Here is a 22,675-nt window from a genome sequence, read left to right as displayed (position 1 = left end):
CCGCGCGCAGTCGATCTGCTAAGAAAGTCCGGACAAACAGGGTTGAAACGGCGTTGGCATCGCTGGGTCGTACCAGCGGAATTCCAAAGCAGTGTCAAAACGGTCGAAGCCGCGAAATTTGTGAACGCTCAACAAAGCATCGAGCGTCAATGCTCCATAACCTGACCATTAGTGGGGCCAGCGAGCGAAACGCCATGCGACGGCCGAGATACAAAGGGGACGACCCCCGCCGGGGGGTGACGGGGGTCGCCGGGGTTCGGCTCCGGGGGGGTCGAGCCGAACCCACTCAGCGGCTACGGGGGGTGCAACCGCTGAGAGTCAATAACGGGTCGTTGTCGCTTGGACGTGAAACCTCGTCGCAAACATAAGCATGCCTGAGTGGACCGCCATACGTCGAGTGGGACCGGCCCGCAACACGCCCAGAACGCCAATCAATATTTCACCCTGCGGTAATCATGAGTGATCAACCCTTTGCCCAGCGTGATCCGTGGCCGGGTTCGCAGGTCTGGGCCCCACGCCATGCCTGTCAACGCTACACTTGCCCGCCGTGGGGCGTAGCGCCGCGTTTTTCGACCTGGACAAAACGGTGATCGCCAAGTCAAGCGCCTTGGCCTTCGGTCGACCGTTCTATCGCGATGGACTGATCAGCCGCCGCGACGTGATCAAGGGCGCCTACGCACAGCTGCTCTTCCGCGTCGGTGGCGGCTCCGACGAGCAGACCATGGCGAAGACGCGGGACTACCTGGCGGCCCTGGTCAAGGGCTGGCGCGCCGAGCAGGTGCGGCAGATCGTGCGGGAGACGCTCGAGGAGCTGATCAGCCCCTACATCTACGCGGAGGCCGTGCTGCTCATCGAGGAGCACCGGGCCGCCGGCCGCGACGTCGTCCTGGTCTCGACGTCGGGCGACGAGATGGTGCGGCCGATCGGCGAGCAGCTGGGTGTCACCGACATCGTCGCGACCCGCATGGTCATCGGCGACGACGGTTGCTACACCGGCGCCGTCGACTTCTACGCCGCGGGGCCCAACAAGGTCGTGGCGGTCAAGGAGCTCGCGGCCGAGCGCGATTACGACCTCGCCAGCTGTTTCGCCTATTCCGACTCGGTGACGGACGCGGGCCTGCTGGGCCTTGTCGGACACCCGACGGCCGTCAATCCCGACCGGGGCCTTCGCAAGATCGCCATCGAGCGCGGCTGGCCGATGCTCGCGTTCCGCCATCCGATCCCCCTCGGCCGTCGCCTGCGGGAGCGGCCGGCGGTGCCGGTGACGGCCGCCGCGATCGGTGTCGGCGTCGGTTTGGCCATCGCGTTCGCCCTGTACAGCAAGCATCGCCGGACCAAGGCAGCCATCACCGCGGCCTGATCACACCGGCACCATGCGTCACATTCTGTCGCCGAGGACTTCCGCTCGTGGAGGTCACGGCGTAGAAAAGAAGAGCGGGACCCGACATGGATCTCGTGCACGGCCACCGGGCACCCACGAGCGATCAGCCGCGGTAGGCGCGTTGCGGCGGCTCTCGCAAGGACCGCCGACAAACGGACTCAAAGTGCACGCATGGTAACCCGGTAGGACGTGTGTGACGGCGCCTCTGCATGAGGCGCCGTTCACTGTGCGTATACGCCGCTGTCGCAGATCTCGACCAGCTCCTCCGCCGCCCGCTCGGCCGCGGTCGCGTAGTGGCGCAGCCACGAGCGCAGGCCGTCCGGGGTGCCGGTCGCAAAGGCGTTGGCCGCACCGACATACTCCGGCTCCCGGCTACGGTGCCCGACGTCCATCGCCAGCAGGCCGCGGGGGTCCAACCCGCCGCCGATCAGGGTCAGTCGCGCCGCGGCACGCGCCACCACCCCGTTCGGCCCCTCAAAAGCTTTCAGTGCCAGAAGCTCCCCATGTACGACAGCCGCCTGCACCAACACGGGAACCTTTGTGCCGCCGGTCACAATTGCCGACAGCGCCTCCAACCGTGCCGCCGCCTGCGGTCCGTCCGGGCGGCCGAGCGACGCCTCCGGCACCACGTCGCGCGCGATCAGCGTGTGGAGCCTGGCGAGTGCCTGCCGGGGCGCTTTGGACCAGGTCGCCGTGAGCCCGTCCAACGCGGCGGTCGCCCGCAGCGCGCCATGGACCACCGGATCCGTGACGACACCCGCTCGCACTCCCTCGAGGTCGAACCCGTGCGTGTCCAGGGCCGCGCTCGCGACCGACGAACGCAGCGCCACCTCGGCCGCGACGGGCCCGCCGGAGCGGCGCAGGGCACGGTGGCGCATTGCCGCGTCGACGGCCTGGCGCGCCGAGTCGAAGGCCGGCCTGACGTCGGCGAGATCCAACAGCGGAGCGAGTGGGTCAGCTTGCACGGGCAAACGGTATCGTGCCTCTACTGGTAACAATGCTTACAGAAGAGCCCGGCGCTCCACAGGCGCCACTCAGCGCAGAACACTCGCAAACTGTCACACCCCCCAACTAGCCTGCTTGCGAGAGCTGGACCACATCGAGGAGCCATCACCGATGAGCGAGACCTTGGAAAACCTTCTCAACGAGACACGGCAGTTCCCCCCGTCTGCCGAGTTCGCCGCCGCCGCCAATGTGACGGAGGGTGCCTATGACGAGGCACGGCAGGACCGGCTCGCCTTCTGGGAGCGCCAGGCCCGCCGGCTGAGCTGGGCCAAGGACTGGGACCAGGTGCTTGACTGGAGCAACCCGCCGTTTGCGAAGTGGTTCGTGGGCGGCCAGCTCAACGTGGCGTACAACTGCCTCGACCGGCACATCGAGGCCGGCCGCGGCGACAAGGTCGCCATCCATTGGGAGGGCGAGCCCGGCGACACCCGCACGATCACCTATGCCGACCTGCACCGGTCGGTGTGCCAGGCCGCCAATGCGCTGACCGACCTCGGTGTCGCCGCCGGCGACCGCGTCGCGATCTACATGCCGATGATCCCCGAGGCGGCCGTCGCGATGCTGGCCTGCGCCCGCATCGGCGCGACCCACAGCGTGGTCTTCGGCGGCTTCTCCGCCGACGCGCTCAGCGGCCGGGTCGACGACGCCAGCGCCAAGGTCGTCATCACGGCCGACGGTGGTTTCCGCCGGGGCAAGCCCAGCGGGCTCAAGACCATCGTCGACGAGGCCGCGGCCAAGTCGTCGAGCATCGAGAAGGTCATCGTGGTGCGCCGCACCGGCCAGGACGTCGAGTGGGACGACAGCCGCGACCTGTGGTGGCACGACGTCGTGGAGACCGCGTCCGCCGAGCACACGGCGCAGCCGTTCGACGCTGAGCACCCGCTCTTCATTCTGTACACGTCCGGCACCACGGCGAAGCCCAAGGGCATCCTGCACACGACCGGCGGCTACCTGACCCAGGCCAGCTACACGCACAACGCGGTGTTCGACCTGAAGCCCGACAGCGACGTGTATTGGTGCACCGCCGACATCGGCTGGGTGACCGGCCACAGCTACATCGTCTACGGGCCGCTGTCCAACGGCGCCACGCAGGTCATGTATGAGGGCACGCCCGACACCCCGCACCGCGGCCGCTTCTGGGAGCTCGTCCAGAAGTACAAGATCACCATTCTGTACACGGCGCCGACCGCGATCCGCACGTTCATGAAGTGGGGCGACGACATCCCCGCCGGGTTCGACCTCTCCTCGCTGCGCCTGCTGGGCTCTGTGGGCGAGCCGATCAACCCCGAGGCCTGGATGTGGTATCGGGAGCACATCGGCGGCGACCGCTGCCCCGTCGTCGACACCTGGTGGCAGACCGAGACCGGCGCGATCATGATCTCGCCGCTGCCGGGCGTCACCGCCGCCAAGCCGGGTAGCGCCATGCGCCCGCTGCCGGGCATCGCCGCCGACGTCGTCGACGACCAGGGCCAGTCCGTCCCCGACGGTGGCGGCGGCTACCTGGTCCTCCGCGAGCCGTGGCCGTCGATGCTGCGCACGATCTGGGGCGACGACGAGCGCTTCAAAGAGACGTATTGGTCCCGCTTCCAGGGCATGTATTTCGCCGGTGACGGAGCCAAGAAGGACGCCGACGGCGACCTGTGGCTCCTCGGCCGGGTCGACGACGTCATGCTCGTCTCGGGCCACAACATCTCCACCACCGAGGTCGAGTCCGCGCTCGTCAGCCACCCGAAGGTCGCCGAGGCCGCGGTCGTCGGCGCCACCGACCCGACGACGGGGCAGGCGATCGTCGCGTTCACCATCCCGCGCGGCGGTGTGGAGACCGAGGGCGACGCCGGCGAGGCGCTCATCCAGGAGCTGCGCAACCACGTCGCGAAGACCCTCGGGCCGATCGCCAAGCCCCGCCAGATCATGCTCGTGCCCGAGCTCCCGAAGACCCGCTCCGGCAAGATCATGCGCCGTCTGCTCCGCGACGTGGCTGAGAACCGCAGCCTCGGCGACGTCACCACCCTGCAGGACTCGACCGTCATGGACCTGATCTCGTCAGGCCTCCAGTCGGGCAAGTCCGAGGACTGACCGCTCCGACCGGGCTGGCGGGGGTCTCCCCCGCCAGCCCGTCACGGAGGTCCTGCCGCACGATGCGCGGTCGGCTGGCGACGAGAGGAAGCACGGGGGAAAGCACGACCAGGAAGCTCCGACCAGGCAGCTCCGACCAGGAAGGTTGGGCGCAGGATCCTGGGCGCGGCGGTCGTGGGCGCACGCGTCCCGGCCCTGCACGCAACGCGTGGGTGGAGGGCTGGGCGGGGTTTACGTCCGGCAGGTTCGAGGCCGACCCCGCCGGGTGCCGTGCCGCCGAGGCCGATCGGGACACGAGACCGATCCGGACACGAGGCCGATCGGGACACGAGACCGATCCGGACACGAGACCGATCCGGACACGAGACCGATCCGGACACGAGACCGATCCGGACACGAGACCGATCCGGACACGAGACCGATGCCGCGGGTTGACGGCACCCAGTGTTGGCGGGCAAGCGCACCAGGGCGAGGCGGTCACGGGCGCACGGGAGCCCTTCCGTCGGGCGCGCGGTTTTGTGAGAGGCATGCAGGTCCGTGCCCACGAAAGCCTGCGGTGGTCACGGAGCCGGGGGTGCACGAAAGCCTGTCGGTGCACACGAAGGCCTGAGATGGTCGCGGCTGTCCGCATCGCGTCGCCGGCAGGGCGAGGGGCGACTCCGAGAATGCCGGACCAGGCGAATGCCTACGCCCGCCCACCCACGGAAGGCGCAGGCCGGGCGCCTGTCGCGCGATCGGCTGGCAGCGGAGAGCAGCGATCGACCAGAGACTGTGCGAGGTCGGGCATAGGAAAGGGGCGGCTCCCGGGACCGGAGCCGCCCCTGTTCACGCGTAGGTGGAGCTACGCGTAAATCTTGACCGGCGTGTAGGTCTGGCGGGGGAAGATCTGCCCGACCTCAGCGTCGGTCAGGCCGAAGCGGCCCTGGGCCACTGAGCCGAACACGCTGAACATGTTGTTCATCTCGGGGACGTCACCGTTGGTGAGGGTGCCGAGGCCGTCCCACTTGCCGAGGAGCTTGCCGGCGAGCTTCTTGCCGGAGAGGACGATGACGCCGCCGCCCTTGCCGTGGTCGGTGCCGCCGCCGTTTTCGGCGACGCGGCGGCCGAACTCGGTGGAGACCATGACGGTGACGTTGCCGGCCAGGTCGCCCAGGTCGTCGAAGAAGGCGGCCATGCCGGCGGCCAGCTCGCCGTAGTGCTGAGCGACGTAGCCACCGCGGGTGCCCTGGTTCTCGTGGGTGTCCCAGCCGCCCATGCCGATCGTGGCGATGCGGACGTTGGCGCCGCCCTTGATGAGCTGGGCGAGTTCCTTGAAGGCGTTGCCCACGCCGGCGTACTTGACGCCTTCGGTGGGGGTGTAGCCCTTCTGCGCCAGCGAGGACGCCAGGGTGAGCGCGTCGATGCCGGCCTTCACGGGGGTCTCGATCGGGTGGTTGGTGCCGGTGAAGAGCTTCTGGATCGCGTCGACGGTGGCCTGCTTGAACTTGCCGTCGCCGTTCACGTTGAGGGACGCCACGTTGTTGAGCGCGAGCGCGCCGCCGCCGCCGACGAGGGAGCGGGGCAGGGTCGAGCCGATGCCGATGGCGCGGAAGGCGGTGCCGGGTCCGAGCTTGTCGGCCAGGTTGGTCAGCCAGCCCATGCCGCCGGTCTCGGCGGGGAGGCCGCCGAGCTGGCAGATGTCGGTCGCGCTGAAGTGGCTGCGGTCCAGCCGCCGGTCGCTGACGGCCGGGATGAAGGCCAGCTGGCCCGCGTCCAGGTACTTCTTCAGCGGCGTGAAGGACTGGTTGAGGCCGAAGCCGCGGTCCAGGGCGATCGAGCCGTTCTCCGGCAGCGTGAAGCTGGGCCGGACCCGCTGCAGCACCGCGTCGTTCATCGGGGCGAACAGCGAGAGGCCGTCGGCGCCGCCGTAGAGGAACACGTGGATGAGCGTGCCCGTCGGGGTGGCCGCGAAGGACGCCTGCGTGGTCAGGAACTGGCTGGTGGCGAGGGCGGTCGTGGTGGCCGCCGCGCCGACGAAGAACCGCCGGCGGGTGACGCCCTTGCCCTCGTCCTGCTCGTCTTCCTGGCGGGACAGCTCGAGGTATTCGTCCCGGGTCGCCTTCTGCTCCTCCTGTACCGCGACAGCCTCGGCACGCAGGGCGGCTTCGAAGCGGTTGGGGCCGAGCTTCAGCAGGTCGGGGCACTCAGGGTGCAGTGACGGGTGAGGTGCGTTCACTGTCTTCTCCATTGGTATGCCTCGACTTACCGAAGGTGGTGGTGGGGAGTGGCGAAGATGGCCCGGATGATCGCGGCGATCGCGCCGTTGAAGGTGGCGTCGACCGGCGTGCTGGCCGTCGTGGCCGGGCCGAGGATGTGCAGGATCGCCAGGCGGCGCTCGTTGTCGAGCGTGACGTTGATGAGCTTCTTCGTCAGCGCGTCGAGGTAGGCGCCCGCGGTCGCCGGCGGGCTGGCGATGATCGCCTCGGGCTTCTGCCAGGTGAACTGGCGCCGGCCGCCGGTGACGGCGGTGTAGGCGTCGTTCCACTGGTTGACCATGGTGCCGGCGGAGGTCCACGCGACGTAGACGTCGGGGTAGCCGTTGGGGGTCGGCAGCTCCATCGGGGCGTGGCCGTATTCCTCGAGCTTGCGCTTGATGTCGCCGAGCCCCTGCACCATCGGGCTGAGGTTCATGTTGTTCGAGGTGAAGCCGGCCGGGGCCTCGGCGCCGATCTCCAGCGCGCGGTAGGTCGCGGTCAGGTACTCCCCGGGGCGGCGCGCCTTCTGGCCGACGGACGCCCAGAACTCGGTGCGGCTCAGCATCGTCATGAGCACGGCCGGGATGTTGCTCTTCTTGTCCAGGTACGTCTTGGCCATCGCGTCGACCAGCGTCTTCGGCGGCACGTCGGAGACGAAGCGGGTCGCGAGGTTCTGCGCCATGTACCGCGCCGTGTTCGGGTGCAGCGCCAGGTAGCGGAAGTACGCCTCCTGGACGGCCTCACCACCGGCGGCGTCCGGGTTCGGGTGCGAGAAGCCCATGATCTTGATCGGGCCGACGTAGTGCTGCTCCGGGCGGTACACGTACTGGTTGTCGCGCACGCTGCGGCCGGTCTGCAGCATGGCCGCCTGCCGGACGTCGGTCTCGGTGTACCCGTTGAAGGCACCGACCGTGTAGAGCTCGAGGTTCTCGCGGGCCAGGTTCTCGTTGATCTGGTCCTTGGAGGACTCGTCCTGGTCGAGGTACTTCAGCAGCGCCGCGTGCTTGTTGCCGGCGACGAACATGTCCACGTAGTTGCCCAGGGCGTGCTTGCGGATGACGTCGCGCTCGAAGGAGGCGCGGGTCAGCTCGTTGCCCTCGTGGAAGGCCGCGACGTGGAAGTAGTCGCCGAAGAAGTCGACCATCATCTCGAAGAGCTGGCGGTCGGAGAAGAGCTGCTTGGCGATCGCGTACCGGACGTTCTGCTCGTCCGCCTGGATGCCCTTCTTGTCCAGGTCCTCGCGCTGCGCCTTGAGCTGCTCGTACGACATGGCCCAGGTGACGAGCTCGGCGTCGGCCTTCTGCTCGCCGCGGGTCAGCGGGATCGTCTCGGGCTTGAGCTGCTTGGCGATCCAGCCGTTGATGCCGAGCTTGTTGATATCGGCGATCGTCTTGGCGTTGGGGCCGAAGGTGAGCCGCGAGGCGAGGTGCCGGACCGGGTCCTTGGTCGGCAGCACGGTCTTCGCGGTGACCTTGGCGTTCTTGGCCGCGTCGGCCGGGGTCCCGAAGGAGTTGCCCGTGGTCGGCGTGTTCTTGCGGATGCCGAGGCCGGCCTGGCCGTTCATCAGGCTCTGGTTCTGGTCGACGTACGCGGGGGCCGCGGTGTCGACGGGCGTCTCGGCGGCCGCGTTCGACGGGTCGGTGCCCTCGCCGAAGAACTGGGTGACGGCGTAGGCGCCACCACCGATGAGGGCGGCCGCGCCACCGCCGATGGCGATCATCGCCGTGCGGCGGCGCCAGTTCGACGGCTCCTCGTCCTCGAAGTCCTCGTCCTCGATGTCGGGCAGGCCGGCACCGCCGCCGTAGTTGCGAGCGGCCGTGCTCGGGTCGTAGAAGTGCGGGCCGGAGCCGCCGCGGTCGGCGGGCATGGCGCGGGAGGCCTGCGGGCGCCGGGCCGGCTGGTCCTCGTAACCGGACTCGTAGTACGAGTCGGCGTACGGGTCATAGTTACCGTCAGGGCCCTGTCCCGGGCGCCGTCTCGGCACGTCTCGCTCGTTCATCTACAAATCCCGATTCCGACGATGTGGGGGCTCACGTGCGTCGATCGGGAAGGTAGTGCGTGCCAGGAGCAGGGACAAGCCGCGTATGAAGCGCTCTGACCAGGACTTAAGGAGCCTTGCGGCGACCCAGCGTGAAGGTCACCTCCAGGCGGCCGCACTTAACCGAGCTGAGCTGCGAAAACGTGCCTTTCAGAGCGAGCGCCGAAGGCCCGCGCAAGCGAGATCAGCACAGGTACATTTAAGGTGGCTCTGCACCATAGCGATCAGGCGAAAAGTCCGGTTAGTCGGACCTCGTGATACGTATCGGCGTGACACGGCGGGCCGGCGGCGATGGACATCCGGCGCTCGTCGAGGTCGAGAATCACGGCATAGAGCGACTCCGACCGGTCCTCCTCCGTCGAGGCGCCCACGTCGTGCCGGCAGATCGCCTGCGGGTAGCCGCCGTGATCGGCGAGGACCGATTGCAGGTCCTTCTCCCCGATCACCGAGGTCCCCAGCAGGCGACGCGCCCGGGCACTGCGGAAGAGCGACGAGCCGCCGAAGTCACGCAGCGTGTCGTGCACCGTCGACAGCGCCTCGAAGTGGTTGGCATGGGTGATCACGCCATCGACCGGATGCAGCGCGCCCACATCACCGGGAGCCACCTCCAGATCGATGACCTCCCCCGGTACACCCGCCGCGAACGCCTGACCGATCAGCAGGTTGATGCTCGCGCCGCGCGGAGTGGCGCACGCGACCCGTAGCGCCGATCCGAGCACGCGCTGCTCCAGGACCGCGCGCAGCAGGACGTGATAGGGCACCCCACCGGGCCTGCCGTCGCGGTCGCAGGTGAGCATGTTGACGCACACGCCCAGCCCGGCGTCGTTGAACCCGGCCTTGGCCAGCATGCCGGCCTCGGTCAGCGTGAGCACCGTCGATCCCTGCTCGTCCCGGGTGGCCAGCAGCAGCGTGTACGGACGCTGCGCCGGATGCCAGTCCCAGTTCTGGGCCAGGAGGGTGTGACCGGTGGCGCTCCGCGAGTCCAGAACGCCGATCGAGGTGCACTCCGAGGAGGAAACGGACCCGTAGAGCAGCTCGGTCCGCGCGTTGAGGGCGTAGATCTCGTCCACCGGTACACCGGCACCCTCGGCGACACCGTCGAGCATGTCGGCCACGCGGGGTGCGTGCTGCCGGGACGCGGCGCGGAAGAGGCTGCCGGCGCGCCGGACGGCCGGACGGTCGAGGCCGACCGCCGCGAACCGCTCCAGATAGTTGGCGGTGTTCGCGGCGATCGACGAGCGAGCGGCAGCACCGTAAGCGACGCCACACTCACCGGGTGTGCCCGAGACTTCGACCAGCGGCAACGGCAGGCTCATGGCCTGAACGCTAAGCGTGACCTCCCCCTGCACAGAACCCTCGGCCTTGAAGATCACAGCGGATCACAGCCGGTCGCCTGGCAGGGATCTGAGCTCCGGGGACCTACGCTGAGCAACATGAACCCCTCGGTTGACGACACGTGCGTCATGATCGACGGGCCGTGGTCGCACCGCTTCGTCAGCGCCAACGGCACGAGGTTCCACGTCGTGGAAGCCGGCACCGGACCGCTGGTGCTGTTCCTGCACGGCTTTCCCGAGTTCTGGTACGCGTGGCACAACCAGCTCACCGCGATCGCCGACGCCGGCTTCCGGGCCGTGGCCGTCGACCTGCGCGGCTATGGGGCAAGCGACAAGCCACCACGCGGTTACGACGGGTACACGATGGCGGGTGACGTCGCCGGCCTGATCCGCGCCCTCGGCGAACGCGCCGCGCATCTCGTCGGCGCCGGGTACGGCGGCATGATCGGCTGGGCGACCGCCGCCTTCCACCCGAAGCAGGTCCGGCGCCTGGTCGTCCTCGGCGCGGCACACCCGCTGCGGCTGCGCGCGGCGCTCGCCGCCGACCCGCGCGGGCAGCTCGCCGCCGCCCGGCCCGTGCTGAAGTTCCAGCTGCCCCGCTTCGAGCACGTCCTGACCAGGCACAACGCTGCGCTGGTCGGCGAATACCTGGCGATGTGGGGCGGGCCGGCGTGGGTCGGCACCGACGAGTTCCGCGACTATGAGCGCTGCTGCCGGGAGGCGATGCGCATCCCGCAGGCCGCGTTCTGCGCGCTGGAGACCTACCGGTGGGCGGCACGATCGGCGTTGCGGCTGCAGGGGTACCGCTTCGTCAAGCAGCTCCAGCGGCCGATCACCGCGCCGGTGCTGCAGCTGCACGGCGCCGTGGACACGGCCGTGCTGCCGCGGACCGCGCAGGGCTCGGGCCGCTACGCCCAGGCCGAGTACGAGTGGCGCCTGCTACCCGACGTCGGACATTTCCCTCACGTCGAGCAGCCTGAGCTGATCACCGGGGAGATCCTGCGCTGGATCAAAACGGGCTAGACCCGATACTCCCGGAGCTCACTGACGTCGGCGCGAGGGGCCCAGCCCTGGTAGACGCCGTAGTCGAACTCCTCGAGGCCGAGCTCGGCCGCGACGGTCGCCTTGCCGCCGGTGTATTCGACGCGCAGCCATCCGTCGTGCTCGCCGAGGACGATGAACGGCTCGTCGCGCCAGAAGCACGTTGTGCGGACATACGCGAAGTCCACCTCGCCGAGCGGCACCACCCGGCGGAACCGGCCGGGCCGGACCTCCTCGAAGCCGTCGCTCGGATCCGGCCGGTACAGGCGGACGCTGTCGCCGTCGGGGCTGGCCTCATACTCGGCGCCCTGCCAGCGGGCCGCGTAGCCGTCGCGGATCACGAGTCTTGGCCCTTCCGCCAGGCCGGCCCGTCAGCGTCGAGCCTGGCGATCAGCTCCTGGGTGCCGTCGCGGCGCAGGCGCCACAGCTCCGCGTGATGCGGCAGCCGCGCACTGTCCACCTTGAACTCGGCGATCACGTCACTGGTCTCGCTCGGCGCGAACCCGTTGCCGCGGAACGGCGGGCGCTCGATGACCCAGCCCTCCATCGCCCGCATGCCGGCCTCGTGCGAGCCGCCGTACGGGATCCGGTACAGGTCGCCGCGGTACGCCTTCCAGCGCAGCACGTACGCCTCCTCGGCGTCCGGCTTGAACGACGAACCCGCGTACCCCAGACCCAGCGCCTGATACAGCTGCTCAGGCGTCTGCAGGTGGGCCACCTCGCCGGCCCGGTGCACGAAGCCTGACACCCGGTCGTAGCCGCGCTCCAGGTAGTACGACAACTGCTCCGGCGAAATGGGCTTCTGCATCAGCAGCGGCCCGCTGGACGCCGCGGGCTCGAACGCCGGCCGCGGCTGCTGCGCCGACTTCTGCTGCTGTGCCGGCTGCGGCGGCTCGGGCTCGTCGACGCCCAGGCCCAGCTCGGCGGCCCACGTAGCGAGCTGCACGACCTCCGTGCCGGGCAGCACCGCCCCGACCGGCGAGTCCGGGTTGACCGCGAACGCCAGTTGGTCGCCGGGCGGCCAGTTCCGGATCAGCCGGGTGAACTTGATCCAGCTGCCCTGCGCGTCGCCGCCGAGCCGGTCCGCCATCCGCTCCGCGGACGTGAAGACGACCAGGTGCGGCAGGCCGTTCATGTGCTCGGTCCGCCACGTCGCCGGGTCGATCAGACCCTCACCGGACCAGCCCGGCACGAGGATCTTGGCCAGCAGCAGCGTCGACAGGAAGCGGTCGGTGCTGTTGGCCTGGACCGCCTCGAACAGGTCCTGCTCCACGGTGTTCGCCGGCCGGAAGTCCCTCGCCTGCGCCGCGGCCGACTTCACCGGGACCGTCGCGGCGGGCACCTGCACGACCTCGGCGTCGATCACGTCGTCGTGCGGGCGCGCCGGCGGCTCGTCGACGACGTCGGGCTCGTAGACCGTCTCGAAGAAGGACCTGACCTCGCTCGACGGCGCCGCTCCCGTCGCGTTTGCGGCAGGTGTACCGTCAGCGCCTTCCCCGCCCGCGAAGAACGACACCGGCGTGGCGCGCTCCTCGCCCAGCAGGCCGATGGCCTGAGTGGACTCGCTGTCGGCGCGGGCCGGGTGGTCTTCCCGCTCGTCCTCGCCGCGCAGCCGGGTGTCCTGGCCTGCGCTGGACCTGGCGACGCGCTCCTCGATGGCGCGCAGCTGCTCGGCCAGCTCGCGGGCGGCCTCTTCCTCGGCGGCCCTGGCCTGGGCGGCGCGCTCCTCGATCGCCCTCAGTTCGGCTGCGAGGTCGAGACCCATCGAGGCTTCGGACGGGCGCCAGGGCTCGTACGCGGTCTCGTGGCGGGCTTCTTCCTCGGCGCTGTCCGCGCTCTCTCGGGCGGCTTCCTGCGCCGCGAGGTCACGGGCCTGCTGGGCGACGAGCTCCCGCGCGGCTTCCTGCGTGGCACGCTCTCGGGCCGCTTCGCGCTCGGCCTCCCTGTCCGCTTCCCGGGCGGCTTCTCGGGCCGCCTCCTGAGCGGCTTCGTGCTCGGCCAGTCGGCGGGCCTCGTCACGGGCGGCCTGCTCGCGGACTTCCTGCTCCCGGGCTTCCTGGGCGCGCGCTTCCTGGGCGGCTTGTTCCCGCTCGGCCTGCTCACGTTCGGCCTGCTCACGGGCCGCTCGGGCGGCCTGCTCACGGGCAGCCTGCTGGAGCGCCTCCTGCGCGGCCAGCTCGCGCGCTTCCTGCGCGGCCAGTTCGCGGGCTTCGTGGGCTGCCTGGTCGCGGGCCTCTTGCGCGGCCTGCTCGCGGGCTTCGTGGGCTGCCTGGTCGCGGGCCTCTTGCGCGGCCTGCTCGCGGGCGAGCTGGTCGCGGCCCGGCTGGTCGAAGGCGTCCGGACCCCAGGGGGCCTGCTCACGGGGTGCCTGCTGGCGCTGGTCACGGTCCGGCGCCCCGAACACCGGCCGGTCGAACTCGGACGGCTCGGAGTCGGCGAAGAACGGGTGATCGTCCAGGTCGGAGGTCCGCCCGAACCCGGCCGCCTTCGCCCGCCCCTTGACCGGGCCGAACAGGGACCTGGGCTCGTTGACGGGCGCGTCGACCGACGCCGCGGGCGGCTCGTCGACCTCGGGCGCCTCGATGTCCAGGCGGCTGAACCCTGGCCGGTCGAACACCGGCCGGTCGAACGGCAACGGCGGCTCCTGACCCCGCGGTCCGGCCTCGCCGGATGTGGGGCTCGACAGGAACCCGCCCTGCTCACCGGCGCGCGAGCCGGATCCCCCTTGCCGGGGGTCGTCGTCATGGAACGCGGCGGGCTCGTCGGCCCTGCCCCGTCCCGGTCCGAAGCCACCGGCCCCGGACTGCAGGAATCCACCCTCGCGAGCCCCGGACTGCGACGGGCCGCTCTCCCCGGGCCGGAACGCGCCAGGATCGACCAGCCCGGGCCGCAACGGCAACGAACCGGCGTCGCCTTCACCACGACCATCGCCCGGCCGCGACGGCAACGAACCAGGAGCACCCTGCTCACCGGCCCCGGGCCGCGACGGCAACGAACCGGGGGCAGCGCCCTGCCCGGCCCCGGGCCGCGACGGCAACCCGCCAGGAGCACCCGAAACGGGGGCGCCCGGAGCCCCGTGCCCGCCGAATGCACCGGCCTCGCCTGGACCACCCGGCGCACCGAAAGCACCCTGACCACCTGGCGCACCGGGGCCACCCGGACCACCAGGCGCGCCGAAGGCACCCGGACCACCTGACGCGCCTGGACCGACCTGACCACCAGGCGTGCCGGGGCCGCTCGAACCAGCCGGCGTGCCGGGACCGCTTGGACTACCGAAAGCGCCCCGAGCACCACCGAAGCCGCCGGGATGACCGGAGGTGCCCTGACCACCGAAGGAGCCGGGAGCGCCCGGACCGCCGAACCCGCCGGGGCGGGAGCCGGGGTCGCCGGGACGCGAAGGCCCATCGCCAGGACCGGGGCGCGACGGCAGCGGGCCATCGGCGCCGGGACGGGACGGCAACGCGCCCGCCTCGCCCGGAGCGGGTCGGGACGGCAGCGCGCCGCCCTCGCCGGACCGGAACGCCACAGGTGCCTCGGCCTCGGAGCGGCCGCCCGGCTGGCGGGTCGGCAGCGGCGGGGCGGTCGACTGCGGCAGGTCAGGGGGTGGCTGCCACGCGGCAGGGATCACCGGGTCGGCATGTTCGGTGAAGATCTCGCCGAGGCTGCGGGCGGGTTCGCGGCGGGGCCAGTACCGACGGGGATCGCCCTCACGGTCGTCCTGATCCTGGCCTTCGGAGCCGGCAGGGGCGCCACGGGCCGGCAGGCCGCCGCCGGGGCCGCCCGACGCCAACGGCCGCGCGGGCAGGCCGGACGAGCTGCTGAGCGCCGTGGACGGGCGCGACGACAGCCCTGGCGAGCCCCCGGCGGGCGAAGTGGGCCGCATCGGCAGCCCTGACGAGCCGGCGTCACCCGGACGCGACGGCCCACCGGCAGAACCCGGCGCGGGCGAAGTCGGCCGCATCGGCAGGCCCGACCCATTACCGCCAGGCCGCGACGACAGCCCGGACTCACCGCCACCGGGACGCGACGGAAGGCCCGACGGCCCATTGGCAGAGCCCGGAGCGGGCGAAGTCGGCCGCATCGGCAGGCCGGACTCGCCGGCACCAGGCCGCATCGGCAGGCCGGACTCACCGCCACCAGGACGCGAAGGCAGACCGGACTCGCCGGCACCGGGACGCGACGGCAGGCCGGACGGCTTGGCGGGGTGCGCCGGGCGCGTGTCTGCACCGGGCGACCAACCCGGCGAACGACCAGGCGTGTCAGGCTTCAGTTCGCCGAACAGCTCGCGCTCGCCCGGCACGTCCAGCGAGGACCGGTCCGAGTCATCGAAAAGCCCCCCGCGCCCGGGCGGCGCGGCGGCGGCCGGTGGCATCGGCGGCCGAGGACGGCGGAAGTCGGCGGGCCGGTCATAGCCGGCCGCACCGGTCGTGCGCTCGTAGTTGACCGGGCGGTCCGCCCGCGTCGGCAGGAACGCCCCGGGCGGCGCCACGTCGGGCGGCGGCACGTCACGCTTCGGCGGGGGCCCGGAAGGCGAACGGCCCGCGGGTCCGCCAGACGTCGGGAAGCCCTGCTGGCCGTCCAACGGCCCGGGCGGGGCGGAGGTCGGCGCCGACTCGGCCTTCATCCGCTGGCGCTCGATCGGGGTCGGCGCGGGCTGGTTGGGCACGCTGCGGACCGGCACCTGGGCCGTCGCGCGGGCCCGCGGACCGGACGCCTGCTCGATCCTCGCCCGGGCGCCGAGCGTGCGGCCGGGCAGGCGGACGTCGCCGCGGGTGATCTGGGTCACGAACCACGAGGGCAGATAGCCTTCGATCGGCAGGCCCGGATTGACGGCGAGCCACCACTCGACATTGGGCCAGATGCCCGCCAGGTCACGGAACGGCACCCGCCGATGCGTGCCGGGATGCCCGGCGAGGCACTCGCGGAGCGCTTCGGGCGACGTGAACGCCAGCACGTGCGTGCGGCCCTCGGTCGTCCAGGTGCCCCAGCCCGAGTCGCCGTTCTGCACGCCTTCGGGCGCGATGGGCAGCATGATGTCCGTGCGGGCCAGGATGCGGAAATACTGCTCCTGGTCGTTAGCGCGCAGGGCGTCACGCATGGCGCCTTCGGCCTCGGTGGCCGGCTCCCACTCGCTCACGGGCCACCCCCTCTGTCGGGCTCGGAACCGCCGCGCTCGCGAAACTTAACCTATACGGCCACGGCAATCCGAGGGGTGCGACCCTGCAAGCGCTCCGGCCAGCATAGCGATCGAACTGCCTTTCGACCCAGGCCTGTCTCACGAGCGTCACCGTCCGAGGGTGCAACCACTACCATCTGCGCATGCCGCAGCTCGTCCGATCGGCTGTTCTGAGTCTTTCATGCCTGCTTGTCGGGTTCACTGTCGCACCTCCGACGGCTGGGGCACAGGCCCCACCGCCCTGTGCCACCCCGGTCCGGCCACAAGTTCCGGCACCGACCTCGTTGCCTTGGCCTTCGCAGGTGTACGACCAACGCAAACTCAGCCCTCTCGCCGACGGTCGTGGAGTGACGGTCGCGGTCGTCGACTCCGGTGTCGACGCCGGACACCCCCAGCTGCGGGGCGCCGTGCGGGCGGGCCCGGACCAGCTCGACGGCGGCGGCTCACTGGCCGACTGCGTCGGGCACGGCACCGGGGTGGCGGGGATCATCGCCGCCCGTGCCGTCGCGGGCTCCCCGATGCAGGGCCTCGCTCCCGGCGTCACGATCCTGTCGCTTCGCGTGAGCGAGCTGGTCGAGCTCGAAGACGGCACGACCGCAGGCCGGCGCGGCACCCCCGCCGGCGTGGCCGCGGCGATCCGGTCAGCCGTCGACCTCGGCGCCGACGTGATCAACCTGTCCCTGGTGTCCTACCAGGACGTCCCCGCCGTCCGGGAGGCGGTCCAGTTCGCGGTGGCCCGGGACGTGGTCCTGGTCGCCGCCGCCGGAAACCGCTTCGCGGAGGGGAACAGGACCCCGTTCCCCGCGGCGTACGACGGCGTCCTCGGCGTCGGCGCCATCGGCGCGGACGGTCAACGCCTGCCGTCCTCCCAGACCGGCCCGTTCGTGGACCTCGTGGCGCCCGGCGGCCGGGTCGTCACGACCGCGGCTCCGCACGGCCTCACCACGGTCGAGGGCACCAGCTTCGCCACCCCGTTCGTGTCCGCCGCTGCCGCTTTGCTCCGCCAGTACAAGCCGGAACTCACGGCGAAAGAGATCGCCGCCCGCCTCACGGCAACCGCCGACGGCGGCGAGGCCGGCCCGGGCTACGGCGCGGGCGTCCTCAACCCCTATCGCGCCCTGACAGAGGAGCCCGGTGCGCGACCCGTGCCGACCGGCCAGGCCCTGGCCCCGCTCAAGAACGATCCGCGGGCGGCGGAGCGGGCCGCGGCGGAGGACCGGACGCTCCTCTTCTCCGGCCTGGGCGTCGGGCTGGCCACGACCCTGCTGCTGATCGCCGTCGTGGTGCCGCGGGGACGGCGCCGCGCCTGGCATCCGGGCGTCCGGCGCCTCCCCGCCCCGGACCGGCCCACGCCTGCGTTTACGCCTCACGCCCGCCGCTGACCCGTCTTGCGGGCATGGTGATGGCCCGGTCCGCGGCTTGGCTGCGGACCGGGCCTTCGGGAGCTGCTCAGCGTTGCGGGAACAGGTGCCGGTTGCGGTGCTCCGTCTCCAGGTAGCGACGCATCGACTCGTCGAGGGCGACCTTGATCTCCCGCAGCGTCGCGGCCAGGTCACCGCCGGCGCGCTCCCAGTTGGCCTGGCGGGCGGCATACGCCTCGCGGGACTCGCCCTGCCATCCGGCGGTCAGCCGGCGGCCGAGCTGGGTGACCTCCTCGAGCCTGGCGTTGAGCGTGTTGAGCGCGCTCTGGATGGACTGCCCGGCGTGGTCCATGGCGGCGAAGTTGACCACCAGTGTGTCGTCCATGGGTGTCTCCCCCGACTCAGAGCGGCAGCTGCTGGTTGCCGATGCCCCTGAAGCGGGTGCCGGCATCGGTGTCGGTGACCTGGTAGTTACGGCCGGCGGATCTGAGGCCCTCGGCGGTCTCGAGCAGGCTCTTGTTCAGCGTGTCCTGGTCGCGTTGCCAGGCGTGCTTGACCGTGTCGAAGGACCGGCCGCCCGCGCCCTGCCAGCCGGTCCTGGTCGTCTCCAGCTGGCGCATCAGCGTGCTCAGCATGCTCTGCAGCTCGCCGTTGACCTGCTCGAATCTCGCGGCCGCCGAATGCAGCTCGGCCTGCTGCGCCTGTGTCGTCTGTGCCACGGTGCTCACCCCGTCTCTCGTATCACGGACTCGCCGACGGTATCGGCAATCACCGATCGACAACCAGACGTAATTCCTCCCTGTGGATAACTTCCGGCATTTCACCCTTCAATTACGATGGACCGCGTGGCGGATGGCCGGTCGTTCATCAAGTGGGCCGGTGGGAAGACCCGGTATGCGGCGCAGCTCGTTGCCGGGGCGCCGCCGTTCACGGGCTGCTATTGGGAGCCCTTCATGGGCAGCGCCGCGGTGTTCTTCGAGTTGCGCCCCGCCAAGGCCGTGCTGTCGGACGCCAATCCGGAGCTCGTCGCCTGCTTCCGCGCCGTCGCGACGCAGCCTGAGGCGGTTATGGAGCGCCTCGACGCGCTGCCGAACACCGTTGAGCGGTTCGCCGCCGTGCGCGCGCAGAATCCCGCGGAACTGAGCGACCTCGATCGTGCAGTCCGGGTCATCTACCTCAACAAAACCGCGTTCCGCGGGCTGTGGAGGGTCAACCGGCGGGGCGGTTTCAACGCTCCTTATGGCGCTTATGACCGGCCGTACTATCGCCGCGAAACACTGCTGGCGGCCTCCGCGGCGCTCGCCGGGGTCGAGATCCGGCTGTGCGATTTCGAGGAGCCGCTGCGCGAGGCGGCGGCGGGCGACTGGGTGTTTCTCGACCCGCCGTATCTGCCGGAGGGCGGGTTCGCGGACTTCAAGCGCTACACGGCGGGCCAGTTCCGCGACGCGGACCACGAGCGCCTGGCCGCGGCGATGCGCGTCGCCACCGGACGCGGGGTCCTGATCACCATGACCAACAGCGACACCGACGCGACCCGCCGCATCTACAGCGACTTCACCGCGACGACGATGGCGACGCGGCGCGACATCAACCTGCGCTCGGACGCCAGGGCCAGCTCGGACCTCATCCTCACGAACTACTGAGCGCCCGCTGCGGGTCCAGCGCCGGCCCGGCCGGGAGCAGCCCGACGAACTCGCCCGGCACCACGACCGGCTCCACGCCCTGATAGCCGAGGCCGGCAAGGACGCCCGCGTCCGGAAGCGCGTGCCGGCGGCCGAGATCCGTCACCAGCGTGAGGCTTCCCGTGTCGGTGCGGACCAGCGCCCCGCCCCCTGGCGCCACCACGATCCTGTCGGCCAACACGGCGCCCGCATCCGACGTCGACGACGTTATCAGCGCCGCGCCGGGCCCGGGCAGCGTGTTGCCGACCGTGATGGTGGCGTCGCTGGTCGTACAGGCGGCGCCGAAACCGTCGTCGAGAAGCTCCGGCACCTCGGCCGGCATGCCCGCGCCGGACGGCAGGGGCCGGACCTGACGGTCCTGGACCAGCGCGGCGAACTCCCCCGGCGTGAGCGGCTGCGCCTTGACCTGCAGGAGTGCGGCCTGCAGCGGCGTCACGGAGGCGAGGCCGTCGACGGTCAGCACGAACGCGTCGACCCGGTCGCCGGTGCGCACCTCGAACAGCTGCCCGACCGTCCCGCCCGCGACTTTGCGGCCGCGCCCTTCGACGGCGGGGACGACCAGGTCGGCGCCGGATGCGATGGCGTGCAGGAACGCCTGCGCGACCGGGGTCTGCGGCCGTCCCGACCAGACGAGGGCGGGGAGGATTGCGGATGGCTGCCTGATTTGATGTTTCCGCTGGTGTACGACCAGATACAGGCCCAGCGTCCGATCCGTGACGAGCAGTGCGCGATCTTCGAGCCTCGTGCCGTCCCGTGGCGCCTTCGCGTCTATGAACAGCGTTGATGCTTCGCCTTGGGTGCAGATCTCCCACGGCCGGCGGTGCAGCTTGGCCTTCGCCGGAAGCGACGCCGGCGCGCCGGGGATGCCGAGCGGCGCGCCGCGGGGGGCCTCGGCGATCGCGGTCCGGCTGACCTCGATCGTCTTGGTGCCGGCGCGGTTGAGGATGAGGAGCGCGGAGGCCTGATTGAGGACCGGGTGGAGTCGTTCTTCGCGGTATATGAAAAGCGCACCCGTATCTTTCTCGACAATGATCGCTGTTTCGTCGCGCCATTTGCTGGAGGTGCTCGGGACAATCAGCGCATACGCCGCAGCACCGCCGATGCCCAAAGCCGCGATCAGCACGCCGACCAGCGTCGCCCCTGCTACCCGCCGAAACGGCGATCTCGGCGGGTCGGTCTCACGCATGACCAACGCGGCAACCACGCGCTGGACCATGAACTGGTACGAATGCAGCTGGTCCTGCCGCGACGCCATGCACCCCTCCGAAAATGTCGTACCGGCGCTTTACGATATTCGCTGAGTCGCATAGGCGGGGGGCGATATGAAGAAGGTTGTCCACGTGGTGCTGGCGCAGGCCGCGCTGGCGCTGTCGGTCCTGGCGTGGACGGTGCATCCGGCGTGGGCGCTGGGCTTCGCGCTGGCACCCGTCGGGCTGCTCGGCCTCCGGTCCGGGCGACTGTCCGGCGTGGACCTGCTGGGCACGGTCCGCCCCGGCGCCTTCATGTCGTCCGTCGACATCGACGGCGTCGACGTCGGCGTGGTCGAAGATGCCGACGGGCTCGCCGCGACGATCCGGGTCGGCGACCTGTCCGCACTGCTCGGCGACCCATTGCCCCCGTTACCGCCGCTGACCACGCTGCTGCCCCCGGCCGCCGCCGACCTGCCGGCCGCACGGCTCCAGCTGCTGGTCAGCGCGACCGCGCCCGCTGACCGGGGCCCTCCGGCCACGTCATATCGGCAGCTCACCGAGGGCAAGGTCCCCGCACACCGCCGGGTCCTGCTCAGCGTGCGCATCCGCCGCGCCGGCGGTTATCAACGCGAGGACCTGGAGCGCAGCCTCGTCGCCGCGGTTCGCCGCGCCTGCCGCCAGCTCGGCAAGGCGGGCGTGGCGACCCGCCCGCTGTCGACGCCTTCGGCGCTGGCCGCGCTGTCCGAGACCGCCCACCACGAGCCCGACCTTCCGCTGCGCGAGACGAGGCGCGGCCTGGAGGCCGGCGGCCTGCAGCAGGCGGTGTTCCGGCTCCGCCGCCGGCCGCGGGAGGGCCCGCTCGCCACCGAGGTGCTCACGCTGCCCTGCTCCGCGGTGACGGTCGCCCTCACCACCACCGGCGCCGACCCCGGCGCGACCTGCCGGGCGGAGCTGGCCGTCCGTCTCGCGGCCGCCACCCCGTCCGCCCTCGACCAGGCCATCGCGGCGCTGCACCGCCTCGCGTCGACCCACGACGCCACCGTCACGCGTCTGACCGGCGCCCAGTTCGACGCGCTGGCCGCCACGCTCCCCCTCGGCGGCGGCGCCCCTGCCGACGCGGCCGCCCTGGCCGGCCTGCTCACCGGCCGGGACGACCTGACCGCCGACGGCGCTCCCACCCCATCCGTCAACGCCGGGCAGCTCGCCGCACTGACACCCACCACCGGCCCCGCCGGCCTGATGCTCGGCACCAACCGGCACGGCGCCCCGGTCACCATCCATCCGTTCCGCCCCGAGCCCACCCGCACCGTCCTGATCGGCGGCCTGCCCTGCGCGCAGATGCTGGCCCTGCGCGCCCTGGCCCTCGGCGCTCACGTCACCGTCCAGTCGACCCGCCCTGCCGCGTGGTCCCTGTTCTTGCGAGCACTGGGCGGCGAGCAGATCACGCTGCTCCCGGCCGGCGTGCCCGCCGCTCTACCCCCGCCGACCCCCACCCATCCCCAACTCCTGATCCTCGACCCCACGCCGCCCACGCGCCGCCCGACCCCCGCCACGACCGCCTCGGCTGCCGCCGCGGCGGCCAACGCCGCTTCGGCGGTCGTCGAGTCGGCCTGGCGATCCACGCTCGTGATCCGCGACGAGCTCACCCGCGGCGACGCCGACCTGCTGACCCGCGCCGACCTCGTCTTCCTCCAGCCCATGACCCCGGCCGAGGCGGTCATCGCCACCGATGTGCTCGGCCTGGAAGCCTCAGCGTCCTGGCTCACACGCATCCCCCCGGAGATGCTCGGCGTCGTCGTCAGCCGTCACACCGTCCGCTGGGCCCACATGTCCCCGACCCGGATCGAGCTCCAACTCACAGGCGGTCCCGCCCGCTGACCCGTCCTCCACGCCCAGACCCGACGGGCCAGGTCCGACGCCACTCGCCGCTGCCATGGCCGTCGCGCCTGACCAGAGGCACGAAGCTCCGCCCATCATCCCAAGGTCGCAGACCGACGGCCCGACCGGCAGCGGGACCCGGGGCACAGGATCGAGGTCGGCGTAGGACTTGGTGGCACCGTCCTGCCGGATCGCCCAGACCGCACGATGGCCGGACCGCACGACTGCAGCACCGCTCAACCGTCCAACCGCAGGATGGCACGGACGCACGACCGCAGG

At 71.2% G+C, this 22,675-nt stretch carries 16 protein-coding genes; 7 read left to right on the top strand and 9 right to left on the bottom strand.

Features of this window, described 5'->3' with window-relative positions; translation table 11 throughout:
• The first annotated feature begins 547 nt into the window (after nt 1-547).
• Nucleotides 548-1,360: an HAD family hydrolase gene (locus tag ACZ6TV_RS42670; RefSeq protein ID WP_465305000.1), complete on the top strand. Its 813-nt coding sequence runs from the start codon at nt 548-550 to the stop codon at nt 1,358-1,360.
• 242 nt (nt 1,361-1,602) lie between these two features.
• Here ACZ6TV_RS42670 and ACZ6TV_RS42665 read toward each other — a convergent pair whose 3' ends face one another.
• Nucleotides 1,603-2,346: a Fic family protein gene (locus ACZ6TV_RS42665; RefSeq protein ID WP_465305066.1), complete on the bottom strand. Its 744-nt coding sequence runs from the start codon at nt 2,344-2,346 to the stop codon at nt 1,603-1,605.
• Between the two features lie 151 nt (nt 2,347-2,497).
• Between ACZ6TV_RS42665 and acs the strand changes: the two genes are divergently transcribed.
• Complete coding sequence (gene acs, locus ACZ6TV_RS42660; RefSeq protein ID WP_465304998.1) at nt 2,498-4,462, top strand: acetate--CoA ligase; 1,965 nt, start codon at nt 2,498-2,500, stop codon at nt 4,460-4,462.
• 841 nt (nt 4,463-5,303) lie between these two features.
• Here the strand turns inward: acs and ACZ6TV_RS42655 are convergent.
• From ACZ6TV_RS42655 to ACZ6TV_RS42645, 3 genes are all read right to left on the bottom strand, one after another.
• On the bottom strand, nt 5,304-6,677 hold the full coding sequence (locus tag ACZ6TV_RS42655) for a DUF1501 domain-containing protein (RefSeq protein ID WP_465304996.1): 1,374 nt from the start codon (nt 6,675-6,677) through the stop codon (nt 5,304-5,306).
• A 26-nt stretch (nt 6,678-6,703) separates the two neighbouring features.
• Entirely contained in the window at nt 6,704-8,680 is a 1,977-nt protein-coding gene (locus ACZ6TV_RS42650) for a DUF1800 domain-containing protein (RefSeq protein ID WP_465304994.1), read from the bottom strand.
• A 278-nt stretch (nt 8,681-8,958) separates the two neighbouring features.
• Nucleotides 8,959-10,107 carry a C45 family autoproteolytic acyltransferase/hydolase gene (locus ACZ6TV_RS42645; protein ID WP_465304992.1) on the bottom strand — a complete coding sequence of 383 codons (1,149 nt, stop codon included), beginning with the start codon at nt 10,105-10,107 and terminating at the stop codon, nt 8,959-8,961.
• A gap of 60 nt (nt 10,108-10,167) precedes the next feature.
• Here ACZ6TV_RS42645 and ACZ6TV_RS42640 point away from each other — a divergent pair, with 60 nt between their 5' ends.
• A complete protein-coding gene (locus ACZ6TV_RS42640) occupies nt 10,168-11,091 on the top strand; it encodes an alpha/beta fold hydrolase (protein WP_465304990.1) in 924 nt (307 codons plus the stop codon).
• Here ACZ6TV_RS42640 and ACZ6TV_RS42635 read toward each other — a convergent pair.
• Together ACZ6TV_RS42635 and ACZ6TV_RS42630 are read right to left on the bottom strand one after the other, a co-directional pair.
• On the bottom strand, nt 11,088-11,450 hold the full coding sequence (locus tag ACZ6TV_RS42635; RefSeq protein ID WP_465304988.1) for a hypothetical protein: 363 nt from the start codon (nt 11,448-11,450) through the stop codon (nt 11,088-11,090). The two genes, ACZ6TV_RS42640 and ACZ6TV_RS42635, sit on opposite strands and share 4 nt — an antisense overlap.
• Nucleotides 11,447-13,744 carry an SseB family protein gene (locus ACZ6TV_RS42630; RefSeq protein ID WP_465304986.1) on the bottom strand — a complete coding sequence of 766 codons (2,298 nt, stop codon included), beginning with the start codon at nt 13,742-13,744 and terminating at the stop codon, nt 11,447-11,449. Before ACZ6TV_RS42630 ends, ACZ6TV_RS42635 begins: the two co-directional genes overlap by 4 nt.
• A 1,804-nt stretch (nt 13,745-15,548) precedes the next feature.
• On the opposite strand from ACZ6TV_RS42630, the gene ACZ6TV_RS42625 reads away from it, so the two are divergent.
• Together ACZ6TV_RS42625 and mycP are read left to right on the top strand one after the other, a co-directional pair.
• Complete coding sequence (locus ACZ6TV_RS42625; RefSeq protein WP_465304984.1) at nt 15,549-15,914, top strand: hypothetical protein; 366 nt, start codon at nt 15,549-15,551, stop codon at nt 15,912-15,914.
• A 514-nt stretch (nt 15,915-16,428) separates the two neighbouring features.
• Nucleotides 16,429-17,667: a type VII secretion-associated serine protease mycosin gene (mycP, locus tag ACZ6TV_RS42620; RefSeq protein WP_465304982.1), complete on the top strand. Its 1,239-nt coding sequence runs from the start codon at nt 16,429-16,431 to the stop codon at nt 17,665-17,667.
• A 67-nt stretch (nt 17,668-17,734) separates the two neighbouring features.
• On the opposite strand, the gene ACZ6TV_RS42615 is transcribed toward mycP, so the two are convergent.
• Both ACZ6TV_RS42615 and ACZ6TV_RS42610 read right to left on the bottom strand, forming a co-directional pair.
• Nucleotides 17,735-18,031, bottom strand: coding sequence for a WXG100 family type VII secretion target (locus tag ACZ6TV_RS42615; protein ID WP_354781498.1), 297 nt, complete (start codon nt 18,029-18,031; stop codon nt 17,735-17,737).
• A 16-nt stretch (nt 18,032-18,047) separates the two neighbouring features.
• Entirely contained in the window at nt 18,048-18,365 is a 318-nt protein-coding gene (locus tag ACZ6TV_RS42610) for a WXG100 family type VII secretion target (protein ID WP_465304980.1), read from the bottom strand.
• A gap of 126 nt (nt 18,366-18,491) precedes the next feature.
• Between ACZ6TV_RS42610 and ACZ6TV_RS42605 the strand changes: the two genes are divergently transcribed.
• Entirely contained in the window at nt 18,492-19,289 is a 798-nt protein-coding gene (locus ACZ6TV_RS42605; RefSeq protein WP_465304978.1) for a DNA adenine methylase, read from the top strand.
• Here the strand turns inward: ACZ6TV_RS42605 and eccB are convergent.
• On the bottom strand, nt 19,276-20,583 hold the full coding sequence (eccB, locus tag ACZ6TV_RS42600) for a type VII secretion protein EccB (protein WP_465304976.1): 1,308 nt from the start codon (nt 20,581-20,583) through the stop codon (nt 19,276-19,278). The two genes, ACZ6TV_RS42605 and eccB, sit on opposite strands and share 14 nt — an antisense overlap.
• Before the next feature lie 67 nt (nt 20,584-20,650).
• Between eccB and ACZ6TV_RS42595 the strand changes: the two genes are divergently transcribed.
• Nucleotides 20,651-22,396, top strand: a complete 1,746-nt coding sequence (locus ACZ6TV_RS42595) for a type VII secretion protein EccE (RefSeq protein WP_465304974.1) — start codon at nt 20,651-20,653, stop codon at nt 22,394-22,396.
• Nucleotides 22,397-22,675 lie beyond the last annotated feature (279 nt).

It is taken from the genome of Dactylosporangium sp. NPDC051087, assembly GCF_055586325.1.
This window is presented reverse-complemented; position numbering and strand designations above follow the sequence as displayed.